Genomic DNA, 20,749 nt, shown 5'->3' with positions numbered 1-20,749 from the left:
CTTAAACCCTGACTGCAGGTCTATCCCCGCCGGCTTCCCGCTGGCAAGCCCCGCGACTGCGACCAGCGATTTCGGCCCATTGCTGCGACCATGACCGCGGCATGGCCCAGGCCGCGCCCTAATCCTGCCGCAAGCACCGGTAGAATTGCCCCATAGGCAAGTGCGGCAACACCGGATATCCGGGCCGGAGCGGCGGCGCAGTTCACAGATGACTGGTGGGTATGAAACCGGAAGAGACCAAACATTTTCTGTTGCTGCAGGGGCCCCATGGCCCCTTCTTCTCACGTCTGGGGAAGATGCTCAGCCATTCCGGGGCAAAAGTCTGGCGCGTCGGCTTCAACCGGGGCGACCGCGCGCTCTGGCATGATGGCGCGAGCTATATTCCCTGGCGCGGCCGTCCGGAAGACTGGCCGGCAGGGGTAGCCGCCATTATCGAGGAAAAGGGCATCACCGATCTGGTGCTTTACGGCGACACCCGTCCCAATCACGCCAAAGCGATCGCGGTCGCGCGCGCGATGGGGGTGACCATACATGTCTTCGAGGAAGGCTATCTGCGCCCCTATTGGGTGACCTATGAGCGCAATGGCTCGAACGGCAATTCCCGGCTGATGGATACGAGCGTCGATGAGATGCGCGCCGCCCTCGCACGCACCGATACCGATCTGCCCGATGCTCCGGCACGGTGGGGCGATATGCGCCAGCATATGTTCTGGGGGGCGCTCTATCACTGGTTCGTCTGGGCCGGGTTCTGGGATTATCGCAATTTCCGCCCGCATCGCGCCCTTACCGTGCGCCAGGAATTCCTGCTTTATGTAAAACGGCTCTGCCTCCTGCCCTTCCACGCGCTGGAACGCCGCCTCGCCACCTGGCGCATCCGCTATGGCGGTTTCCCCTATCATCTGGCGATCCTGCAGCTGGAACATGATGCCAGCTTCCGCGACCATTCGCCCTTCACCACCATGGGCGAGTTTCTCGATGTGGTGATCCAGGGCTTTGCCGAAGGCGCGCCGAAACATCACCATCTCGTCTTCAAGGCGCATCCGCTGGAAGACGGGCGTATCGCGGTGAAATCGACCATCCGGCGGCTGGCGCAACAATTTGGTGTGGCCAGACGCGTGCATTTCGTGCGCGGCGGCAAACTCGCCGCTTTGCTGAACCATGCGCGGTCTGCGGTGACGGTGAATTCGACCGCCGGGCAACAGGCGCTCTGGCGCGGATTGCCGCTGCGCACCTTTGGTCGCGCGGTCTATTCCAAGCCGGAATTTGTCTCGTCACAGCCTGCCGCGCAGTTTTTCGCCGAAGGAAAACGCCCCGATACCCGCGCCTATCGCGATTACCGGCATTATTTGCTTGAGACCAGTCAGGTCGCCGGTGGCTTCTACTCCTCGCGTGGGCGGCGTGAATTACTACGACAAGTTGTGGATATGCTGCTTTCCGGGCAGGATCCTTACGACGCTTTGACCAGCGGAAACGCGGCACCAAGGCAACAGTTGCGGCTGGTGACCTGAATTTCCGAAAACCAAAGACTTTCAATTTCCGTGATATTCCGTATTGTTGCGGTCAAAACTTGAGGCAAATCCGCTAAAGGAGCCCGAGCAGTGATCGGACATACCACGAGGGGGGCGAAAGCCCTGGCCTTGATCGCCATTGTCGCCGCGACCGCGAGTTGCGGCCTGCCGCGGTCGGGACCGAACAAGAAAGAGATCTTTGCAGGCTCGGTCCTGAAAGAGGGCGATGCCTTTATCGTCAGCGTCAATCCACGGGTCACGCGCGCCACCGCCGTGCTGCCCTCTTTCGGGTTTTCAGACAGCTTCCAGAAGGCCGGCAAGATGGGATCGGACACGATCTCGAATGGCGACCTCCTGTCGATCACCGTGTTTGAAAACGTCCGCGACGACCCGCTTCTGGGCAATACCGGCCAGCGCGTCTCGCAGCTGACCGAAGTCCAGGTCGACGGCCAGGGCTTTGTCTTCATCCCCTATGCCGGCCGGATCAAAGCCGCCGGAACTTCGGTCGAGGCCGTGCGCTCGGCCATCACGCGCAAGCTTGATGCGCAAACGCCGGATCCGCAGGTCCAGGTGGCGCGCGTGGCCGGTGACGGCTCGACCGTGACGATCAACGGATCGGTCTCTACCCCGGGTGTCTTCCCGATCGAACAGCCGACCCGCACGCTGGCCTCCATGCTGGCCCGTGCCGGCGGCGTCGTGATCGACCCCTCAACTGCGCTTGTGCGCGTGACCCGTGGCGGTCAGACCGGCAAGATCTGGCTGAAAGATCTCTGGGCCAATCCGAAAATGGATATCGCGCTGCGTCCCGGTGACCGGATCGTGATCGAGGAAGATGAACGCAAGTTTACCGCCCTTGGCGCCACCGGCACGCAAACCGTGGTCCCGTTCGAGAGCGAGAGCCTTTCGGCCATCGAGGCCCTGGCCACGGTGGGTGGGCTGCAGACCATGGCCGCCGATCCGACCGGTGTCTTCGTCTTCCGCAACGAGCCCGAAGCCATCGCCAATGCCGTGCTCGGCCGCAGCGATCTCAGGGGCGATCAGCGGGTGGTCTATGTGCTCGACCTGACCGCGCCGACCGGCATGTTCGAGGCGCGTGACTTCCTCGTCCGCGATGGCGACACCGTCTATGTGACCGAGGCGCCCTATGTTCAGTGGCAGAAATCGCTTTCTGTGCTGACGGGATCTGCCGGGGCCGCGGCGAGCATCAACTCCGCCGCCGGCAACTGAGGCCGCCTTGGCCGTCGAACGCGATCCGAAACCAGAGGCCGCCGTGGTGATCCCACGGCGGCTTTTCCATCAGAACCTGTCCTTCCTGCGTGACCGCCGGCTGAAGCGGATCCTTGCCCTTGCGGGGCATGAGCTGCGCTTCGGCCTGCCGAAACCGGGCGACGGCGTCGTGGTCTGGGGGGCCAGCCCCACCGCCTGGCGCGGCGAGAAAGTGGCGGCAAAACGCGGTGTGCCGCTGGTGCGGCTGGAGGATGCGTTTCTACGCTCGATCCGGCCGGGGCGGATGGGCGAGCCCGGGCTGGGCCTGCTGATCGATGCAGAAGGGATCCATTTCGACCCGTCGGATATCTCGCTGACCGAGCGGATTCTCTTAACTGACCCCTTAGACAATTCGAACATTCTGAGCCGTGCAAAGGTCGGAATCGACCGTCTTCGCGCGCTTGAATTGTCCAAATACAATCTGCACGACATTTCCCTGCCCCCACCGCCGCCGGGCTATGCGCTGGTGGTTGATCAGACGGTGAACGATGCCTCGCTGCGGGCTTCGGGTGCGGATCGGGGGTCTTTCGAGGAAATGCTCGAAACTGCGCGCCGCGACTGGCCGCATCTGCCCATCCTGATCCGCGCGCATCCTGAAACTGCGAAAGGGCTGCGCCCCGGTCATTACGGGCCCGAGCATCTGCGCGACCCGGAGGGGCCGGGGATCAGCTTTTCCGATCCCGCGATCCCGCCCTACGCGTTGCTGGAAGGCGCGGTGGCGGTCTATACCGTGTCGTCGCAGCTTGGGTTTGAGGCGATCCTTGCCGGGCATCGCCCCCGCGTCTGGGGGCTGCCCTTTTATGCCGGCTGGGGGCTGACCGAAGACCGCACGCCGCCGTCCCGCCGTAAGCGCAAGCTGACACGGGCGCAGCTCTTTGCCGGCGTGATGATCATCGCGCCCCGCTGGTATGACCCCTGCCGCGACCGGCTTTGCAGCTTTGAAGAGGTGGTTGATCAGCTGGAGGCCGAGCTGCGCGCCTTTCGTCAAGATCGCCATGGCCATATGGCGATGGGGATGCGTATGTGGAAACGCGGGCGGTTGCAGGCGTTTTTCGGACGGGAAAAGCCGCTGCGCTTTATCGACGGGGTGGCGCAGGCGAAGGGGCAAAGCCTGCTGGTCTGGGCCGGGAAAGCGCAAGGCTCCTTGCCCCAGGGCACGCTGCGGGTTGAGGATGGGTTCCTGCGCTCACGCGGGCTCGGGGCCGAGCTGGTGCCGCCTTTGTCGCTGGTCGCCGATGACCTCGGGATCTATTACGATCCAGCGCATCCCTCGCGGCTGGAAGAGCTGATCAAGGCGCCCCTTCCCCCCGGCGGCCATGCCCGCGCGACGCGGCTGATCGAAAGGCTGCGCGCGGCCAATTTGACCAAATACAACATTGAAGGTGCCATTCCGGCGCTCCCCGACCGGGAGACCGACCAGAGATCCCGCATTCTGGTTCCGGGCCAGGTCGAAGATGACGCCTCGATCCTGAGCGGCGCCGGTGCCATCCGGACCAATCTCGACCTGCTGAAAGCCACCCGCGCAGCCAACCCGGATGCGCTGATCCTCTATAAGCCGCATCCCGATGTCGAGGCCGGTCTGCGCCCCGGGGTGATCCCCGCCGATCAGACTGCACCGCTGGCCGATCTGGTCCTGACCCATGCCAGTATGGCGGCCGCGCTGAATGAGGTGGATGAGGTCTGGACCATGACTTCCCTCACCGGGTTCGAGGCCCTGATCCGGAGCAAGGCGGTCACGACCTTCGGTGCGCCCTTCTATGCCGGCTGGGGGCTGACCCGTGATCTGGGCGATATCCCGGAACGCCGGCTGCGTCGTCCCGATGGCGCGCTGCTTCCCCGGCCCGATCTGGCGCAGCTGGTCCATGCCAGCCTGATCGCCTATCCGCGCTACTGGGATCCGGTCTCGCGTCGCCCCTGCCCGGTTGAGGTCGCACTTGACCGGCTGGCCAGCGGCACCATCCCGCATCCCGGCCTCATCAACCGGCTGATCGCGAAGTTACAGGGCCGCTTTGCCAGCCATGCCCGGCTTTGGCGCTAGCAGCCAGAAGCGGATCATCAGGCTCACCGCCGCCCCGACCAGGCCGATCACCAGCCCCGACCAGAGGCCTATCCCGCCAAAGCCCAGCGGGAATGCCAGCACATAGCTGACCGGAATACCGATCACCCAATAACTCATCGTGGCGAGCCACATCGGCACCGCCGTATCCTGAATACCGCGCAACAGGCCAAGCGCCATCACCTGCATCGCATCTGCAAGCTGGAAGAGGGCCGCCAGCGCCAGCAGCGTCATCCCGAATTGCAGCACAAAATCAGACCCCGGTTTCTCGAGGTCGAGGAACTGCCGCACCAGCAATTCCGGCACGCTCAGAAAGACGATGATCACCACAACCGCGACGAGGAAAGAGATCAGCAGCGCCGCGCCGGAGGCCAGCCGTATCCCCGCCGGATCCGCGCGCCCCGAGGCCTCGGCCACCCTGATCGTTGCGGCATTCGACAGGCCGACATGGCACATGAAGGCCAGCGCCGTGATTTCCAGTGCAATGCCATGCGCGGCCAGCTGACGGGTGCCAATCCAGCCCATCATGAGCGCGCTGGCCTGGAAGAGCCCGCTTTCCGCAAGCCCGGTCAGCCCGATCGGCAGGCCCAGCCGCCAGACCTCGCGCAGCGCCGCCACGTCGATGCGCCAGAACCGGCGGAAGAGCTGAAACTGCCGCAGCGCTGGCAACAGCCCGGCATAAAGCCCCAGCCCCAACAGCGAAAAGACCTGCACCACGAGCGTCGCCACGCCTGCGCCCCCGACCCCCATCTCGGGCGCGCCGCCATTGCCGAAGATCAGGAACCAGTTGACGATGATATTGACCACCACTGCCGCCACCGTGACCCAGAGCACGATCTGCGTCCGCCCGAGCGCCGCGAGCCAGGCCTGCAATACTGCCACGCCAAGCGTCGGCACCATGCCAATACCGGCGATGCGCAGGTAATACTGCGCCTCGGCCGCCACTTCGGGCTTTTGTCCAAGTGCCAGCATGATCGGCCCGGCAAACCAGAATATCGGGTACACGAGCAGGCCAAAGCCGATGGACAACCAGAGCCCCATCCGCGCCGCGCGCCGGAGCTCCGTATCATCGCCACGCGCCCTTGCGCTCGCGGCCAGCGGCATCACCGCGCGTGCAAAACCCGAACCCACGACGAAGAGAATGAAAAAGCTCGACGCCGCGATCACCAGCGCGCCCTGCTGCACCACGCCATACCAGCCGACCATAGCGGTATTGACCACATGCAGCGAGAATTGCGCGATGGAGGACCCCGCCAGCGGCAGACCAAGCCGCAGCGTCTCACGCAGATGCCTGGCGAATGTGAACGGACGGGCGGGCTGCGACAAATTATCCATGCCGCATGGTCTATCCTTTGATCAAATTAGCGGCAATATGCCGCGAGATGTGGCATCTCAGCCATGCCGCACAGCCGGATGTGTGGTGTTGCCCGGGATGTGCGCCGCCCCCCGCAAAACCTGCGCCGCCGAGCCGATGATCAGCGGATCAGGCTGCATCACCAGCGCATGATCCTTGCCGGGATAGTCCAGCGAGGCGAGGAAATGCTTCATGCAATTCAGCCGGGCGCGTTTCTTGTCATTCGACTTCACAATGGTCCAGGGCGCATCGGCGGTATCGGTGTAGAAGAACATCGCCTCTTTGGCCTCGGTGTAGTCATCCCATTTGTCGAGGCTCGCCTTGTCGATGGGCGAGAGCTTCCACATTTTCAGAGGATCTGTCTCGCGCGCCCTGAAGCGTTTGAACTGTTCGCCCCTGGTGACCGAGAACCAGTATTTGTAAAGCCGGATCCCCGAACGGACCAGCATCCGTTCCAGCTCCGGCGCCTCGCGCATGAATTCGAGATATTCCGGCGGGGTGCAAAAGCCCATCACCCGCTCGACCCCGGCCCGGTTGTACCAGGATCGGTCAAAGAAGACGATCTCGCCGGCGGTGGGCAGATGCTGGATGTAACGCTGAAAGAACCATTCGCCTTTTTCCTTGTCCGAGGGTTTGGTCAGCGCCACCACACGCGCATATCGCGGATTCAGGTGTTCCATGAACCGCTTGATGGTGCCGCCCTTGCCAGCCGCATCGCGCCCTTCCATCAGAAGGACGAATTTCTGCCCGGTTTCCTGCGCCCAGATCTGTACCTTCAAAAGCTCGGCCTGAAGCTGCGCCTTTTCCCGCTCATAGGCGACGCGCCCCATCAGGCGCCCATAGGGGTAGCGCCCGCTTTCAAAGGCCTCACGAATCTCGTCCTGGGTCACTGCAGGAAAATGGCGCGGCGGCGCGAGAGTGTCGCCGGTCTCAGGCGGCAGCACCGGCGGGGTCGGGCTATCTTCCGAAACAGTTTCTGGCTCAGATGGTTTTTCGTTGCCGCTGACATGCAGATCTGTGCTCATGAGAAACTCCTTCACCATAATGCAAAACGACGCCCGTCTTGTCTGGGCTGCGCGCGCGCCGGACCGAAAGGGGCCGGCCAGAGCATAATCCTGGCCGCCGCATTTGACCTTGATCCTGGACAAACGCGGCGCGCAGTCAGGCCTGCATACCAGGAGAGACCGGCAAAGTCAGCCGCAGAGCCCGGGCGGAGCCCCCCGCCTTTCCCCGCAAGCCCCACCCGTGCGAAAAACCCTCCTGCCTGGCGGACGCTCGCAGGAAATCTTTTCCCAATCGGGTGAGCGGCCCCGGCAGCCAGTGGATTTTCTTCCCGCTTCTGCTATTGGGGCCGGGTTATTTCAGGCAGTATCTGCCCGGCTTTGGGGACCCCGCCATGATCACCCTTTACGGCGTCTATCGTTCACGCGCCTCGCGCCCGCTCTGGCTTCTCGGCGAAATCGGCTGCGATTTCACCCATGTGCCGGTGATCCAGGCCTATCGTCTCAGGGATGCGAAGGCCGAAGACGCGGCGCTGAACACCGCCTCGCCCGATTATCTCGCCGTCAATCCGCAGGGCCAGATCCCCGCGATGGAGGATGACGGGCTTTTGCTGACCGAGTCGCTAGCGATCACCCTCCATATCGCACGCCGCCACGGGGGTGGCTTTGGCCCGGCCGACGCATCCGAGCAATCGCTGATGGAGCAATGGGCGCTTTACGCGGCCACCTCACTGGAGCCGCCGGCGCTGGAGATCCTGCTCGCCGTCGAATCCGGTGGCGACACCCTGCCCGAAACCCGCGCCGCGATCCGGGTCAGCGCCGAGAAACTGCGCCGGCCGCTGAACCGGCTGGAACGGCACCTGAGCGCACATGACTGGCTGGTGGGCGACCGCTTTACCGCCGCCGATATCAATACTGCCGAATGCCTGCGCTATGCCCAGGGCTATCCCGCGCTTCTGGCGGAATACCCGCATGTGAGTGACTGGCTCGCCCGCTGCCAGGCCCGGCCGGCGTTCCAGGCCTTCTGGGCCAGGCGCGAGGCAGAGCCGGCCTGACCCCGGGAACGGGCACCTGCGCACAGTGGTTGCGCGCCGCTGCTTCTGGCATTGGCGCGCCGATCGCCCCATCTTTCCGTCAAACGATCCGGCACGGCCACTGGCCCGGCCCGGGTCTCAGGATCAGGGGATTTGAACCATGAAGAAAATCGGTTTTCTGTCTTTCGGCCATTGGTCGACCCAGCAGGGTTCGGACACCCGTTCGGCCCAGGATGTGCTGCTCCAGAGCATCGAACTGGCCGAAGCCGCCGAAGAGCTTGGTGCTGACGGCGCCTATTATCGGGTTCACCATTTCGCCCGCCAGCTGTCTTCGCCCTTCCCGCTTCTGGCCGCCATCGGCGCCCGCACGAAGAAGATCGAGATCGGCACCGGCGTCATCGATATGCGCTATGAGAACCCGCATTACATGATCGAGGATGCAGGGTCTGCCGATCTGATCTCCGGCGGCAGGCTGCAGCTGGGCATATCCCGCGGCTCGCCCGAACAGGTGATCGATGGCTGGCGCCATTTCGGCTATGCGCCGGAAGAGGGCGAGACAGATCAGGATCTGGCCCGTGAACATGCACTGACCTTCCTGAGCCTCCTCAAAGGTCAGGGCTTCGCAAAGCCAAATCCACGCCCGATGTTCCCGAACCCGCCGGGCCTCTTGCGGCTGGAGCCGCATTCCGAAGGGCTGAGAAACCGCATCTGGTGGGGCGCAGCCTCGGATCAGACCGCGATCTGGGCGGCGCAACTGGGGATGAACCTGCAAAGCTCGACCCTGAAATGGGACGAGACCGGCGAGCCTTTCCATGTGCAGCAGGCCAACCAGATCCGCAAATACCGCGCGGCCTGGAAAGAAGCGGGTCATAAGCATACGCCCCGCGTCTCGGTCAGCCGCTCGATCTTCGCGATCACCACAGCGCAGGATCAGATGTATTTCGGGCAATCGCGCCCCGACCAGGACCAGGTCGGTGTGATCGACGATCAGCGCGCGGTCTTCGGCCGCTCCTACGCCGCCGAGCCGCAAAAGCTGATCGAGGACCTGCGCCAGGACGAAGCCATCGCCGAGGCCGATACCCTGCTTCTGACGGTACCGAACACCCTGGGCGTCGAGTACAACGCCCATGTGATCGAGAATATCCTGAAACATGTCGCCCCGGCGCTTGGCTGGCGCTGAGAAAAGACGTCCGGCCCCGTTACGGGGCCGGATGCCTCCGGCGGGGATATTTAAGGACAGATGAAATCAGCAGAAGATCTTTTCATCTGTCTCTAAATATCCCCGGGGGGTCTCCGCCAGGAGACGGGGGCAGCGCCCCCCTTGCGCGCGTCCACAGGAAAATCCCCCCTGGATCTTGCGCGCCTCCCCCTCCGGGTGGTCTAATGCTGTGCTACAAACCATAAGAGCAGCGCATGGCCCCGAATGATTCCGGCGATCTTCTCGCCGCGCCGAACCAGCAGACCTATGACGCCTCCTCGATTGAGGTTCTTGAACCGCTTGAAGCGGTGCGGATGCGGCCCGGCATGTATATCGGCGGCATTGACGAGCGCGCCTATCACCATCTTGCCGCCGAGATCCTCGACAATTCGATGGACGAGGCGGTCGCCGGCCACGCCAACCGGATCGAGGTCGAACTGTTGGCCGATGGCTCGGTTTCGATCAGGGATAACGGGCGCGGGATTCCCGTCGACCCGCATCCGAAATTCCCCGACAAATCCGCGCTGGAGGTGATCCTCTGCACGCTCCATGCAGGCGGCAAGTTCAACGGCGACGCCTATGAAACCTCGGGCGGGCTGAACGGCGTTGGCTCGTCTGTGGTCAATGCACTGTCCGACCATATGCGGGTCGAGGTGGCGCGGAACAAAGAGCTCTACGTCCAGGAATTCTCGCGTGGCAAGCCCCGGGGACCGGTCGCAAAAATTGGCCCGGCGCCGAACCGGCGCGGCACCACGGTGATCTTCCACCCCGATGCCGAGATTTTCGGCCATCAGACCTTCCGCCCGGCGCGGCTGATGAAGATGGTCCGCTCCAAGGCCTATCTTTATTCCGGCGTAGAGATCCGCTGGAAATCCGCGATTCCGGACGGCGATATGCCGCTGGAAGCGACCTTCCATTACCCCGGTGGCCTTGGCGAATATCTGGCCGAACAGCTGCAATCCGATCAGACCTATGCCGAGCGGCCTTTCGCGGGCAAAGTCAGTTTCAGGGAAAAGTTCGGCGTGCCCGGCTCGGTCGAATGGGCGGTCAACTGGACGCCGATGCGCGACGGTTTCATCTCGTCCTACACCAACACGGTTCCAACCCCTGAGGGCGGCACCCATGAGGCAGGTTTCTGGGCTGCGACCCTGAAAGGCATCCGCGCATATGGCGAGCGGGTCAAGAACCGCAAAGCCGATCAGATCACCCGCGAGGATATGCTGACCGGCGGCTGCGCGCTGATCTCGGTCTTTATCCGGGAGCCGCAATTTGTCGGCCAGACCAAGGACCGGCTGGCGACGGAAGAGGCGGCGAAATGGGTGGAAAACGCCGTCCGCGACCATTTCGACACCTGGCTGGCCAGTGATCCGAAATCTGCCGGCGCGATCCTCGATTTCCTGGTGCAGCGCGCTGAGGAGCGGCTGAAGCGCCGCGCCGAAAAGGAAACGCAGCGCAAGACGGCGACCAAGCGGCTGCGCCTCCCGGGTAAACTTGTCGATTGTTCGGCCTCGAACCGCTCCGGCACCGAACTGTTCCTCGTCGAGGGCGATTCGGCCGGCGGCAGCGGCAAGGGTGCGCGCGACCGCAAATTCCAGGCGCTGCTGCCCTTGCGCGGCAAGGTGCTCAATGTGCTGGGGGCTGCCGCGAGCAAACTCTCGGACAATGCCGAGATCCGCGACATTTGCGAAGCGCTTGGCGTTGGCATGAAAGAGCGCTTCCGCATCGACGATCTGCGCTATGACAAGATCATCATCATGACCGACGCCGATGTGGATGGCGCCCATATCGCCTCGCTGCTGATGACCTTCTTCTACGAACAGATGCCGCAGCTGATTCTGAAAGGGCATCTCTACCTTGCCTGCCCGCCGCTTTACCGCCTGACCCAGGGGCCGAAGCGGCTCTATGTCTCGAATGATGCCGAGAAAGAGGAATGGCTGGCCAAAGGTCTGGGCGGGCGCGGCAAGATCGACGTGCAGCGTTTCAAGGGGCTGGGCGAGATGGATGCCAAGGACCTCAAAGACACCACGATGAACCCGGCAACGCGCAAGCTGATCCAGGTCTCGATCAATGAGGAAGAGCGCGAATCGACCAAGACCCTGGTCAATGACCTGATGGGCAAAAAGCCGGAGCTGCGCTTTCAGTTCATTCAGGAAAAGGCCCGTTTCGCCAATACCGACGAGCTCGATATCTGAGGTTGGCAGCAGACCTGTACCAGGTCTGCGCGCCCCGGCGTTATTTCCCGCGCGCCGGGCGCCAGCCCGCGGCCCGGGCCTCGGCCTCGTCGCAGAACCAGCGCTCGCCCTGATCTTCGCGGATCACCGTTCTGGCATAGGCCGGTGACCAGGGCAGGTGGTAGATCCGCTCGCCCGATTTCGAGATATTGCCCTTGATCGGGCAGCCCTCAATCGGCGTATCCTGATCGGCCGCCATCCAGTGCGCGGCGCGAAACTCCCAGGCGGGTTGTGACGGTGCGGACCAGATGCCGTGACCGGCCGCCTGCGCAAGTGTCTGCTGCGGCAGATAGGCATCGGAATAGGCGATATAGGCCCAGGCGAAGCCATCCGAGACCATTGTGGCGCCGAGATCCTCGCCGCCGGCCGCGCAGCGTGCGACCACCCTTCCATAGCGGTCGCGGTCCAGCGCCTCACAGATCACGGTCTTGCCAGCGATCAATGCCTCCAGCCACCTTGTCGCCGCCAGGCCGCAGGGCCAGCTGCCGCCACCGGCACTGGCACAGCTTTGGCCGGATTCCGGTGCGTCGATGCCATGAAGCCGCACCACGACCGGTCCGAACCGCAGCGTATCCCCATCACTGACCTGGGGCGCGCCCGAGATCGACGGCGCGGCAACAACAGAAGTTACGAAGACAAGTTTTAGAATGAGACCGGACATCAGAGGGGCCTGGCCGATGCCACCGGCTTTGTCCAGCGCTTGCGTTAACAAAGGTTACCGCAAGCTTTACCCCGGTTTTATCCTGAGGATCCCCCCGTGGGACTGCCCCGCGATGTGCGCCCCGCATTCCATCCTGGTGCCCCCGGCGCGCGACCTGTCCTGCCGGGTCAGCGCCACAACAAGAAAGCAATCACCAACGCCCCCCGAAAAAGTACCGAATTTGGTCCAATCCCACAAACCCCCGATATGAGGCCCCTGCGAAAGCCCGAAGGCAGGCGCATCCGCGATATCGTCTGCTCCCGAACCCGCTCCCATGAACATCAGCTTGCCCGCGCCGCGCGTTCCCGGCATGAAACACCCCATGAGTGAGATCCGCCACCCCTTCCCCGATGCACCCGCAGCCGGTTCCGCGACCGAGGTCGCACCGGGTGTTCTATGGATGCGGCTTTCGCTGCCCTGGGCGCTGGACCATGTGAATGTCTATGCGATCGACGAGGGCGATGGCTGGACGCTGATCGATACCGGCATCAGATCGCGCCGCGCCCTTGCGGCCTGGCAGGCTTTGTTGGCCGGGCCGCTGGCCGGCAGGCCGGTAAAGCGGCTGATCGTCACCCATCATCACCCGGATCATATCGGTATGGCGGGCTGGTTCATCGAACAGGGCGCAGCCCTTCTGATCACCCGCACCGCCTGGCTTTATGCAAGGATGCTGTTTAACACAGCCGAAGAACGCCCCTCTCCCGAGACGGTCGCCTTCTGGAAACGCGCCGGCATGCTGCCCTCCGATCTGGAGCGGCGGATGAATGAGCGCCCGTTCAACTCGTCGGATTGTATGGCGCCGCTGCCACTGGGCTTTACCCGGATCAGCGAAGGCCAGACCCTGCGGCTGGGCGGGCGCGACTGGCAGATCCGCATCGGTCATGGCCATGCCCCCGCGCATGCGACGCTCTGGACGGACGGCCTCGTTCTTGGTGGCGATCAGCTTTTGCCCGGGATCTCTGCCAATATCGGCGTTTATCCGGCGGAACCCGAGGCCGACCCACTTGGGGAATGGCTGGAAAGCTGCACCCGCCTCAGCGCTTTCGCGCGCGAGGATCAGCTGGTTTTGCCAGGCCATAAGCTTCCTTTCACCGGCCTGCCGTTCCGGCTGCGTCAGATGGTGGAAAACCACCTCTCGGCCCTGGACCGGCTGCGCGATTTCCTCACCGTGCCCAATACGGCAGTGGGTTGCTTCCCGATGCTCTTCCGCCGCAGGATCGGCGAAAGCGAGCTTGGCCTCGCGCTGGTCGAGGCGGTGGCGCATCTGAACCACCTGCTGCACCGGGGCGAGATCACCCGTTCCCCCGGCCCCGATGGGGCATGGCTCTGGCAAAAGACATGACCGAGAAAACCCTGACCAAAGCCGCCGCCGCTGGCAGCACCGCAGCCCCCGCGAAACGCAAAACGACGGCGAAGGCTGCGGCCATCGTTCCCGGCAGCCCTGCGACAGCGGCACCGAAGACCTCGACGAGGAAGGCAGCGGCGCAAAAGACCCCGGCCGAATCGGCCTGCGAGCGTCTGGTGATCTATATCCGCCAGTTCGAAAGCCAGCTCGATCAGAGCCAGGAGATCGCCATGGGCTTTACCGGCAGCGCTGCCGGGGTGCTCCGGATCGAGGGGCTGGGCTGGTCGGCCCCGGATCTGCTCACCTTCTTTGGCCGGGATGAAGATGGCATCCGCACCCAGATGGTGCAGCATGTCAGCCAGCTTTCGGTTTTGCTGCGCGCGGTGCCGAAGCTTGCCCCCGAAGCGCCGCCGGTCCGTATCGGCTTTCGGCTTTTGCAGGGCTGGGACGGCGGCGAATCCGGGGATGCTTCGGTCTGGCCGGTCGCGGGCGACTGAGGACCTCCCCCGCAGACCAGGGCGCTGGCGCGGGAAAGATACATCACCATGGCATCTTCGTGCATGCCGGGCCGCGCCCGATGGGTGACAGCGGGCGCTGAATCGGCTAACAGGCGGAAAAGCATCTGTTCCCGGGGAATGAAGAATGGCCGATCATCAGCATGGCGATCACACGCATGGCAGCATGGATATCCGCACTCAGGAAAAAACCTTTGCCGGTTTCATCAGGGTCGCGACCTGGACTGTCGTTGTCTGCGTCGTGGTTCTCGTTTTCCTCGGCCTCGCCCGGACGTGATTTTGCCGCCCTGAAACCGGCCCCCCCTGCGGGCCGGCACAGGGCAGGGAGAGGTTACATGTATCGCCTTCTTGCCGCGCTCGCGGTGCTGCTGACGCTTTCGGCCTGTGCAGAACCGGTCTGGGCGCCTGACGACCAGGTCTCACGTGCCAGCTATGTCGCCGGACCGCCGACCGAAATCACGCTTCTGACCACCATCAATGACCGCACCGGATCGGGATCGCATTCGGCTTTGCTGATCAATGCTTCGCAACGTGTGCTGTTTGATCCGGCCGGGACCTGGCATCATGATGCCGCGCCCGAACGCAATGACGTGCATTTCGGCATGACCGACCGGATGGTGAATTTCTACCTCGATTACCATGCGCGCGACTCTGAAACAGAGAAGTTCCACGTCATCGAGCGTAAGCTGCAGGTTTCGCCCGCCGTGGCCGAGGCGATCTTGCAAAAAGCAATGTCGAATGGCGCAGTGGCCAAGGCCCATTGTGCAAGCTCGATCGCCGGTATCCTGCGCTCGGTTCCAGGCTTTGAGGGCGTGTCCTCGACTTACTTCCCGAAAAGGCTTGATGCGTCCTTCGCAGAGCTGCCGGGCGTCACCACCCGTATCGTAACCGAAGAAAACGACAATCCCGGTGCCGGGCATGGCGTGATCCTCGTCGACAAAAAGGGCAGACGGGTCAATTGATCCGCCTGCACCGGCAAAGTTCCATTTCCGCATAAGGTGATTGCGCGCGTGAGCCTCTTTGCCGTCATTCTCGCAGGGGGACAGGGGCGCCGGATGGGCGGGGCGGATAAGGCGCTTCTGACGCTCGCCGGTCAGCCGCTGATCGCCCATGTGATCGCGCGGCTGCAGCCCCAGGCCGGGCGCCTGCTGATTTCGGCCAATGGCGATGCGGCGCGCTTTGCCTTTACCGGGCTTGAGGTCCTGCCCGATGAAACGTCACTCGGGCCGCTGGCCGGGATCCTTGCCGGGTTGCGCGCGGCAAAGACGGCAGGCGCCACCGCGCTGGTCTCTGTCCCGGTTGATGCGCCTTTCCTGCCGGGTGATCTGATCACACGCCTTGCCACCGCGCTGCCGGGGCCGGGATTTGCCCGGGCAGGTGGGCGCGACCATAATGCGACCGCAATCTGGCCGGTCACACTCGCGGATCCGCTTGCCGGTTTCCTCGCCTCTGGCGCGAAACCGAAAATCGCCGATTTCGCGGCGCACCATGGCGCCTGCCCCGTCGATTTCCCCGATGCGGGTGCCTTCGACAATCTCAACACGCCCGAAGACCTCGCCCGCGCCAGTATCCGCAGTGAGGGCCGCCCCATATGAAGATCTATGGTGTGATCGGCTGGCAAAACAGCGGCAAAACCACGCTGATGGAGCGCCTGGTCGCCACCCTGACACAGCGTGGATTGTCGGTCTCGACGGTCAAACATGTGCATCATGATGTCGATCTCGACCAGCCCGGCAAGGACACCTGGCGCCACCGCGAAGCCGGCGCGCAGGAAGTCGTGCTGGCCTCTGCGAAACGCTTCGTCATCCTGCGCGAACATCGCGGCCCCGAGCCGGAACTGACAGAGGTGCTGGCCCGCCTCACCCCGGTCGATCTGGTGCTGGTCGAAGGGTACAAGCGCGACGCCCATCCGAAGATCGAAGTCTGGCGCGCGGGCGTGGCCGACCGCCCGATGATCCAGCCCGGCGATCCGCTGGTGCGGGCGGTGGCCTCAGACGCTGCCCTGAAGGGGCTGAGCGTGCCAGTGCTCGATCTGAATGACGCGGAGGCAATTGCCTCATTTATCCTGAAGGATTCCGGGCTTGCGGCCTGAAAGCTTTTCCATCCGGCGCGGCTTTCCCATGGACCAGCGCGACGAGGCCGCACGCATCTATTGGGAGGCTTTCGGTGCCAAACTCGGCCGCGTCATGGGGCCTGACGACCGGGCGCTGGCTTTCCTGACACGCGGGCTCAGGCCCGATCACTGCTTTTCCGCGCAGGACGATACCGGCCGGCTGATCGGGCTTGCCGGGTTCAAATCGGTGCAGGGCAGCTTTTCAGGTGGCACCAGGCGCGATCTGCGGCGGGTTTACGGCGTGTTCGGATCGGCCTGGCGCGCAGGTCTGTTGCGGCTCCTGAGCCATGAGGTCGATAACGAGCGCTTCCTGATCGATGGAATCGCCGTGGCGTCACAGGCACGCGGCCTCGGTGTCGGCACCGCCCTGATCACCACTTTGTGTCGCGAGGCAAAGCGGCGGGGCTACCCTTCCGTGCGCCTTGAGGTGATCGATGGCAATCCCCGCGCCCGCGCCCTTTACGAGCGCGAGGGCTTTACAGCGACCCATACTGATCAGCTTGGTCTTTTGCGCTTTGCCTTCGGCTTTGCCGCCGCGACGACCATGGTGCGGCAGCTCGACGATTTCCCTGCGGATTAGGCCCCGCACCCGGGTGATCAGTCGAAAACCCCGGCCACGCGGCCCAGTACCATGAAGGCGCGCGCGGTACGGGTATCGGCGAAATGGATCAGCTCATTATCGCTGGCATTTTGTTCAAACACCTGGAAGACCCGGTCAAAGGTGCGCAGGAAGTGATGCGACGCATCGCGGAAAATCGTGTCCTCGCGCAGTCGTCCGGCAGCCAGCGCCAGCGACGAGCGATCCCGGATACCGCCAATCGCCGCAATGCCGCGCCCCCGTTCGCCGGCCGAGAAGCGGCGCCAGATATCGGGATGGCAAAGCTCGGGCCGCAGGTCATCCATATAGATGCCCTCCTGGCTCAGAAGCGTCAGCACATCCTGGGCCGCGCGGATCAGCTTCGCGACCTCGCGATCCTCAAGCGCCAGCCGCAGGGCGCGGAAACCGGCCTTGTCATCGGGGCTTTCGGGGAATTGCAGAGCCGTGATGAAATCTTCGATCGAGAGCGGCTGGCGCGCCATATCGCCCGGCGTGCCAAGTGCGAGGGTCGGCTGTTCGGCCTCGGGTTCCGGGCGCGCCGGCGTCAGCGCGACCTTGCGATCTGCCGAAGGCACCGAAAGCGACTGATCGCGGCGCGACGAGAAACTGGCGGGTCCGGCCATCGCACTTCCCGCAGGCTCTGCCATCGGCGCAGCCGCGACCGGCGCCTCGGGGCGGGCGATCACGCTGCGGATCTCCTGGCGCGCCTCGAGAAAAGAGCCCCGCATACCGTCAATGGCGGCTTTCAGGCTGGCCGCTTCAGAGCGCAGATCGGCGACCAGCCGCAATGTCACCACCGCGACCCAGATCAGGGCCAGCGGCAGAAACAGAATCAACAGGGTCATCACAAGGCCTGGCACCCGCGATTCGGTGCCTTCGGGCGCAGTGAAGACCCAGGCCAGCACCGCCACAACCCAGATGCCCGACATCACCCCGGCGGCGATCCCGGTCACCGGCGAGCCGCCGAGGGCCCCCGCCCACGACTTTGTTGCATTCATATCCTCGGGCATGTCCTCAGGATCTTTCGCCATGGCGGCTCCGGCTCAGATATAGCGCACCGACAGGATTTCGTAACTTTTCTGCCCGCCCGGAGTGGTGACATCAACGCTGTCGCCCTCTTCCTTGCCGATCAGCGCGCGCGCAATCGGGGACCGGATGTTCAAAAGCCCGAGCTCGATATTGGCTTCGACCTCGCCGACGATCTGCCAGGTCTTTTCCTCATCGCTGTCTTCATCGACCACGGTGACCGTCGCCCCGAATTTGATCGCGCCCGACAGCGAAGTCGGGTCAATCACATCGGCAAGCGAAATGATGCCTTCGAGTTCCTTGATCCGGCCCTCGATAAAGCCCTGTTTTTCACGCGCCGCATGATATTCGGCGTTTTCCGAAAGGTCGCCATGCGCCCGGGCCTCGGCAATGTCGCGGATGATCGCGGGACGCGCCTCGCTTTTCAACTGCCGCAGTTCCGCATCCAGCACTTCAAAGCCGCGCCTCGTAACCGGAATTTTTTCCATATCGCTGTCGTCACTTTAAAAAAACAGAAGCCACGAACCGGTCACCCGGGTCATGACTTCGCGCCTCGTGTTCCGGCAACCTCACCCGATGGGCAAAGAAAAAGCAAGGGCCATGGCGTGCTGCATGCGCGTCCTGTCGCTTAACGGCAAGAATAGTGCCGCGGGCTGCGCCCCTATGGGATGATGCTGCAGCATGGTTGACGCGCGCCTGCCCATAGGGCAATCACGAGACGCCCGGCCAATCGGGGCCCAACAGGACTTCCCAGCCAGAATTTGCGGCGCCGTCAGACCGCAGCAAGGAGCGAGAAAAAAGCCGATGACCGATCCCAACACAGCGATCACCCGCGAGTCGATGGAATATGACGTTGTGATCGTGGGCGCAGGGCCTTCGGGTCTTTCGGCGGCGATCCGTCTCAAACAGCTTGACCCCGATCTGAGCGTGGTCGTGCTGGAAAAAGGCTCTGAAGTCGGCGCGCATATTCTCTCAGGTGCGGTGCTGGATCCCGCCGGTCTCGATGCCCTGCTGCCCGACTGGCGCGAGATGGATGCACCGGTCAGGGTGCCGGTGAAAGAGGATAATTTCTATATCCTCGGCCCGGCCGGCAAGATCCGCATCCCGAATTTCCCGATGCCGCCTCTGATGAACAATCACGGCAATTACATCGTCTCGATGGCGAATGTCTGCCGCTGGATGGCGGGTGTGGCCGAGGGGCTCGGCGTCGAAATTTTCCCCGGCATGGCCTGCTCGCAGCTGGTCTGGTCCGAAGATGGCAAGAGGGTCGCCGGCGTCGTTGCCGGTGAATTCGGCCTCGATCCTGAAACCGCCCTTCCCGGCCCTGCCTATGAGCCCGGGATGGAGCTGCGCGGCAAATATGTCTTCCTCTCGGAAGGCGTGCGCGGCAGCCTCGCGAAAGAGGTGATCCAGAAGTTCGACCTCTCGCAGGGCCATTGCCCGCAGAAATTCGGTCTCGGCATGAAAGAGATCTGGGAGATTGATCCCGAAAAGCACCGCGAGGGCACCGTCACCCATACGATGGGCTGGCCGCTGGGTGGCAATGCGGGCGGTGGCTCCTTCATCTACCATCTTGAAAACAATCAGGTCTATGTCGGTTTCGTGGTTCACCTGAACTACAAGAACCCCCACCTTTACCCTTACATGGAATTCCAGCGTTTCAAGCATCACCCGATGGTGGCGGAACTGCTGAAAGGCGGCAAACGCGTGGCTTACGGCGCGCGGGCGATCTCGGAAGGTGGCTTCCAGTCGATCCCGAAAATGGTGGCGCCTGGCGTGGCGCTGCTGGGCTGCTCGGCCGGTCTCGTCAATGTGCCACGCATCAAGGGCAACCATAACGCGATGCTCTCGGGCAAAGCCGCCGCAGAGGCCGCTTATGCGGCGATCAGCGCGGGACGCCAGGGCGATGAGCTGACCGATTACGAAACCGAGGTGCGGGCCGGCGCCATCGGGAAGGATCTGAAAAAGGTCCGCAATGTCAAACCGATGTGGTCGAAATGGGGTCTCAAGGCCTCGCTCACCCTCGGCGGGCTCGATATGTGGACCAATACGCTCGGCTTCTCGCTGTTCGGAACGCTGAAACACGGCAAGAACGATGCAGATTCAACCGGAAAGGCCAAGGATTACAAAAAGATCGACTATCCGAAACCGGATGGCGTTCTCTCCTTCGACCGGCTGACCAATGTGTCCTACAGCTTCACCAACCATGACGAGAACCAGCCCGCCCATCTGCGGCTGAAAGATCCTTCGGTGCCGATCCGCGTCAACCTGCCCGAATATGACGAGCCCGCGCAGCGCTACTGCCCGGCCGGCGTCTATGAGGTGCTGGGCGAAGGCCAGGATGCCAGCTTCCGCATCAACTTCCAGAACTGCGTCCATTGCAAAACCTGCGACATCAAAGACCCGTCGCAAAACATCAACTGGACCACGCCGATGGGCGGGGGCGGGCCGAACTACCCGAATATGTAAGGGCCGGGGGCTGCGGTCAGCGAAGCCGAAATCCTCGCCTGACCGCCGCCCCTTATCCGCCGCACAGACTTATAAAGAGCCTCGCCTGCACAACAGGGCCGTCATGATGCGGACCTCCTGCAAGGCTGTGGTGTAATTCCTGGCAGTCGGTTTCTTTTTTCCGGCTCATGGCGTGAACACCGTTTCACGAAGAGTTCACCCGCCAGCCCACTATCACAGGCAATCCTCCCCCCGAACCGCTCCGCCCTGCATTGCGTGTTGCAAAACGGGGCGTTAGCTTCGATCCCAGCATGGGCGTGTCCGAAAGGCCCGGCGGGGGTGGGCCAGGTCAGACG

Annotated in this window: 19 protein-coding genes; 14 read left to right on the top strand and 5 right to left on the bottom strand. The window is 63.3% G+C overall.

Annotated elements, in window-relative coordinates:
• Positions 1-221: 221 nt before the first annotated feature.
• From M3484_RS18485 to M3484_RS18475, 3 genes are all read left to right on the top strand, one after another.
• The gene (locus tag M3484_RS18485) at positions 222-1,508 is read left to right on the top strand and encodes a capsule polysaccharide biogenesis protein (RefSeq protein ID WP_092895802.1); all 1,287 of its coding nucleotides are present in this window, start codon (positions 222-224) and stop codon (positions 1,506-1,508) included.
• Positions 1,509-1,598: 90 nt separating this feature from the next.
• Positions 1,599-2,735, top strand: coding sequence for a polysaccharide biosynthesis/export family protein (locus M3484_RS18480; RefSeq protein ID WP_092895800.1), 1,137 nt, complete (start codon positions 1,599-1,601; stop codon positions 2,733-2,735).
• 7 nt (positions 2,736-2,742) lie between these two features.
• Positions 2,743-4,812 carry a capsule polysaccharide biogenesis protein gene (locus M3484_RS18475; protein ID WP_249498692.1) on the top strand — a complete coding sequence of 690 codons (2,070 nt, stop codon included), beginning with the start codon at positions 2,743-2,745 and terminating at the stop codon, positions 4,810-4,812.
• Here M3484_RS18475 and M3484_RS18470 read toward each other — a convergent pair.
• Both M3484_RS18470 and ppk2 read right to left on the bottom strand, forming a co-directional pair.
• On the bottom strand, positions 4,771-6,165 hold the full coding sequence (locus M3484_RS18470; protein ID WP_249498691.1) for an MATE family efflux transporter: 1,395 nt from the start codon (positions 6,163-6,165) through the stop codon (positions 4,771-4,773). The genes M3484_RS18475 and M3484_RS18470 overlap by 42 nt on opposite strands.
• Before the next feature lie 57 nt (positions 6,166-6,222).
• A complete protein-coding gene (ppk2, locus tag M3484_RS18465; RefSeq protein WP_249498690.1) occupies positions 6,223-7,209 on the bottom strand; it encodes a polyphosphate kinase 2 in 987 nt (328 codons plus the stop codon).
• A 371-nt stretch (positions 7,210-7,580) separates the two neighbouring features.
• Between ppk2 and M3484_RS18460 the strand changes: the two genes are divergently transcribed.
• The 3 genes from M3484_RS18460 (at position 7,581) to M3484_RS18450 (ending at position 11,609) form a co-directional block, all read left to right on the top strand.
• Positions 7,581-8,240: a glutathione S-transferase family protein gene (locus M3484_RS18460; RefSeq protein ID WP_092901323.1), complete on the top strand. Its 660-nt coding sequence runs from the start codon at positions 7,581-7,583 to the stop codon at positions 8,238-8,240.
• Between the two features lie 139 nt (positions 8,241-8,379).
• Positions 8,380-9,399: an LLM class flavin-dependent oxidoreductase gene (locus M3484_RS18455; RefSeq protein WP_249498689.1), complete on the top strand. Its 1,020-nt coding sequence runs from the start codon at positions 8,380-8,382 to the stop codon at positions 9,397-9,399.
• 233 nt (positions 9,400-9,632) lie between these two features.
• A complete protein-coding gene (locus M3484_RS18450) occupies positions 9,633-11,609 on the top strand; it encodes a DNA gyrase/topoisomerase IV subunit B (protein ID WP_249498688.1) in 1,977 nt (658 codons plus the stop codon).
• Between the two features lie 40 nt (positions 11,610-11,649).
• On the opposite strand, the gene M3484_RS18445 is transcribed toward M3484_RS18450, so the two are convergent.
• Entirely contained in the window at positions 11,650-12,309 is a 660-nt protein-coding gene (locus M3484_RS18445) for a thermonuclease family protein (RefSeq protein ID WP_249498687.1), read from the bottom strand.
• Positions 12,310-12,670: 361 nt separating this feature from the next.
• On the opposite strand from M3484_RS18445, the gene M3484_RS18440 reads away from it, so the two are divergent.
• The 7 genes from M3484_RS18440 (at position 12,671) to M3484_RS18410 (ending at position 16,901) form a co-directional block, all read left to right on the top strand.
• Entirely contained in the window at positions 12,671-13,690 is a 1,020-nt protein-coding gene (locus tag M3484_RS18440; RefSeq protein WP_249498686.1) for an MBL fold metallo-hydrolase, read from the top strand.
• The gene (locus tag M3484_RS18435; protein WP_249498685.1) at positions 13,687-14,190 is read left to right on the top strand and encodes a DUF6173 family protein; all 504 of its coding nucleotides are present in this window, start codon (positions 13,687-13,689) and stop codon (positions 14,188-14,190) included. Before M3484_RS18440 ends, M3484_RS18435 begins: the two co-directional genes overlap by 4 nt.
• Positions 14,191-14,335: 145 nt before the next feature.
• Positions 14,336-14,485, top strand: coding sequence for an aa3-type cytochrome c oxidase subunit IV (locus M3484_RS18430; protein WP_092895786.1), 150 nt, complete (start codon positions 14,336-14,338; stop codon positions 14,483-14,485).
• Positions 14,486-14,543: 58 nt separating this feature from the next.
• On the top strand, positions 14,544-15,170 hold the full coding sequence (locus M3484_RS18425; protein WP_092895784.1) for a hypothetical protein: 627 nt from the start codon (positions 14,544-14,546) through the stop codon (positions 15,168-15,170).
• Between the two features lie 48 nt (positions 15,171-15,218).
• Positions 15,219-15,803 (top strand): molybdenum cofactor guanylyltransferase MobA, encoded by a 585-nt coding sequence (mobA, locus tag M3484_RS18420; RefSeq protein ID WP_249498684.1) that lies wholly within the window; start codon positions 15,219-15,221, stop codon positions 15,801-15,803.
• A complete protein-coding gene (gene mobB / locus M3484_RS18415; RefSeq protein WP_249498683.1) occupies positions 15,800-16,300 on the top strand; it encodes a molybdopterin-guanine dinucleotide biosynthesis protein B in 501 nt (166 codons plus the stop codon). Before mobA ends, mobB begins: the two co-directional genes overlap by 4 nt.
• The gene (locus M3484_RS18410) at positions 16,290-16,901 is read left to right on the top strand and encodes a GNAT family N-acetyltransferase (RefSeq protein ID WP_249498682.1); all 612 of its coding nucleotides are present in this window, start codon (positions 16,290-16,292) and stop codon (positions 16,899-16,901) included. The genes mobB and M3484_RS18410 overlap by 11 nt, the downstream gene beginning before the upstream one ends.
• A gap of 17 nt (positions 16,902-16,918) precedes the next feature.
• Here the strand turns inward: M3484_RS18410 and M3484_RS18405 are convergent, their stop codons facing one another.
• Together M3484_RS18405 and greA are read right to left on the bottom strand one after the other, a co-directional pair.
• On the bottom strand, positions 16,919-17,950 hold the full coding sequence (locus M3484_RS18405; RefSeq protein WP_249498681.1) for a hypothetical protein: 1,032 nt from the start codon (positions 17,948-17,950) through the stop codon (positions 16,919-16,921).
• 12 nt (positions 17,951-17,962) lie between these two features.
• Complete coding sequence (gene greA, locus M3484_RS18400) at positions 17,963-18,433, bottom strand: transcription elongation factor GreA (RefSeq protein ID WP_092895778.1); 471 nt, start codon at positions 18,431-18,433, stop codon at positions 17,963-17,965.
• A 337-nt stretch (positions 18,434-18,770) separates the two neighbouring features.
• Between greA and M3484_RS18395 the strand changes: the two genes are divergently transcribed.
• A complete protein-coding gene (locus M3484_RS18395; protein WP_249498709.1) occupies positions 18,771-20,414 on the top strand; it encodes an electron transfer flavoprotein-ubiquinone oxidoreductase in 1,644 nt (547 codons plus the stop codon).
• Positions 20,415-20,749: the final 335 nt, after the last annotated feature.

The organism is Pseudomonas sp. GX19020 (assembly GCF_023371075.1).
Taxonomy (GTDB): domain Bacteria; phylum Pseudomonadota; class Alphaproteobacteria; order Rhodobacterales; family Rhodobacteraceae; genus Pseudogemmobacter.
Note: the sequence above shows the minus strand (reverse complement) of the source record. Positions and strands in the feature narration are given on the sequence as shown.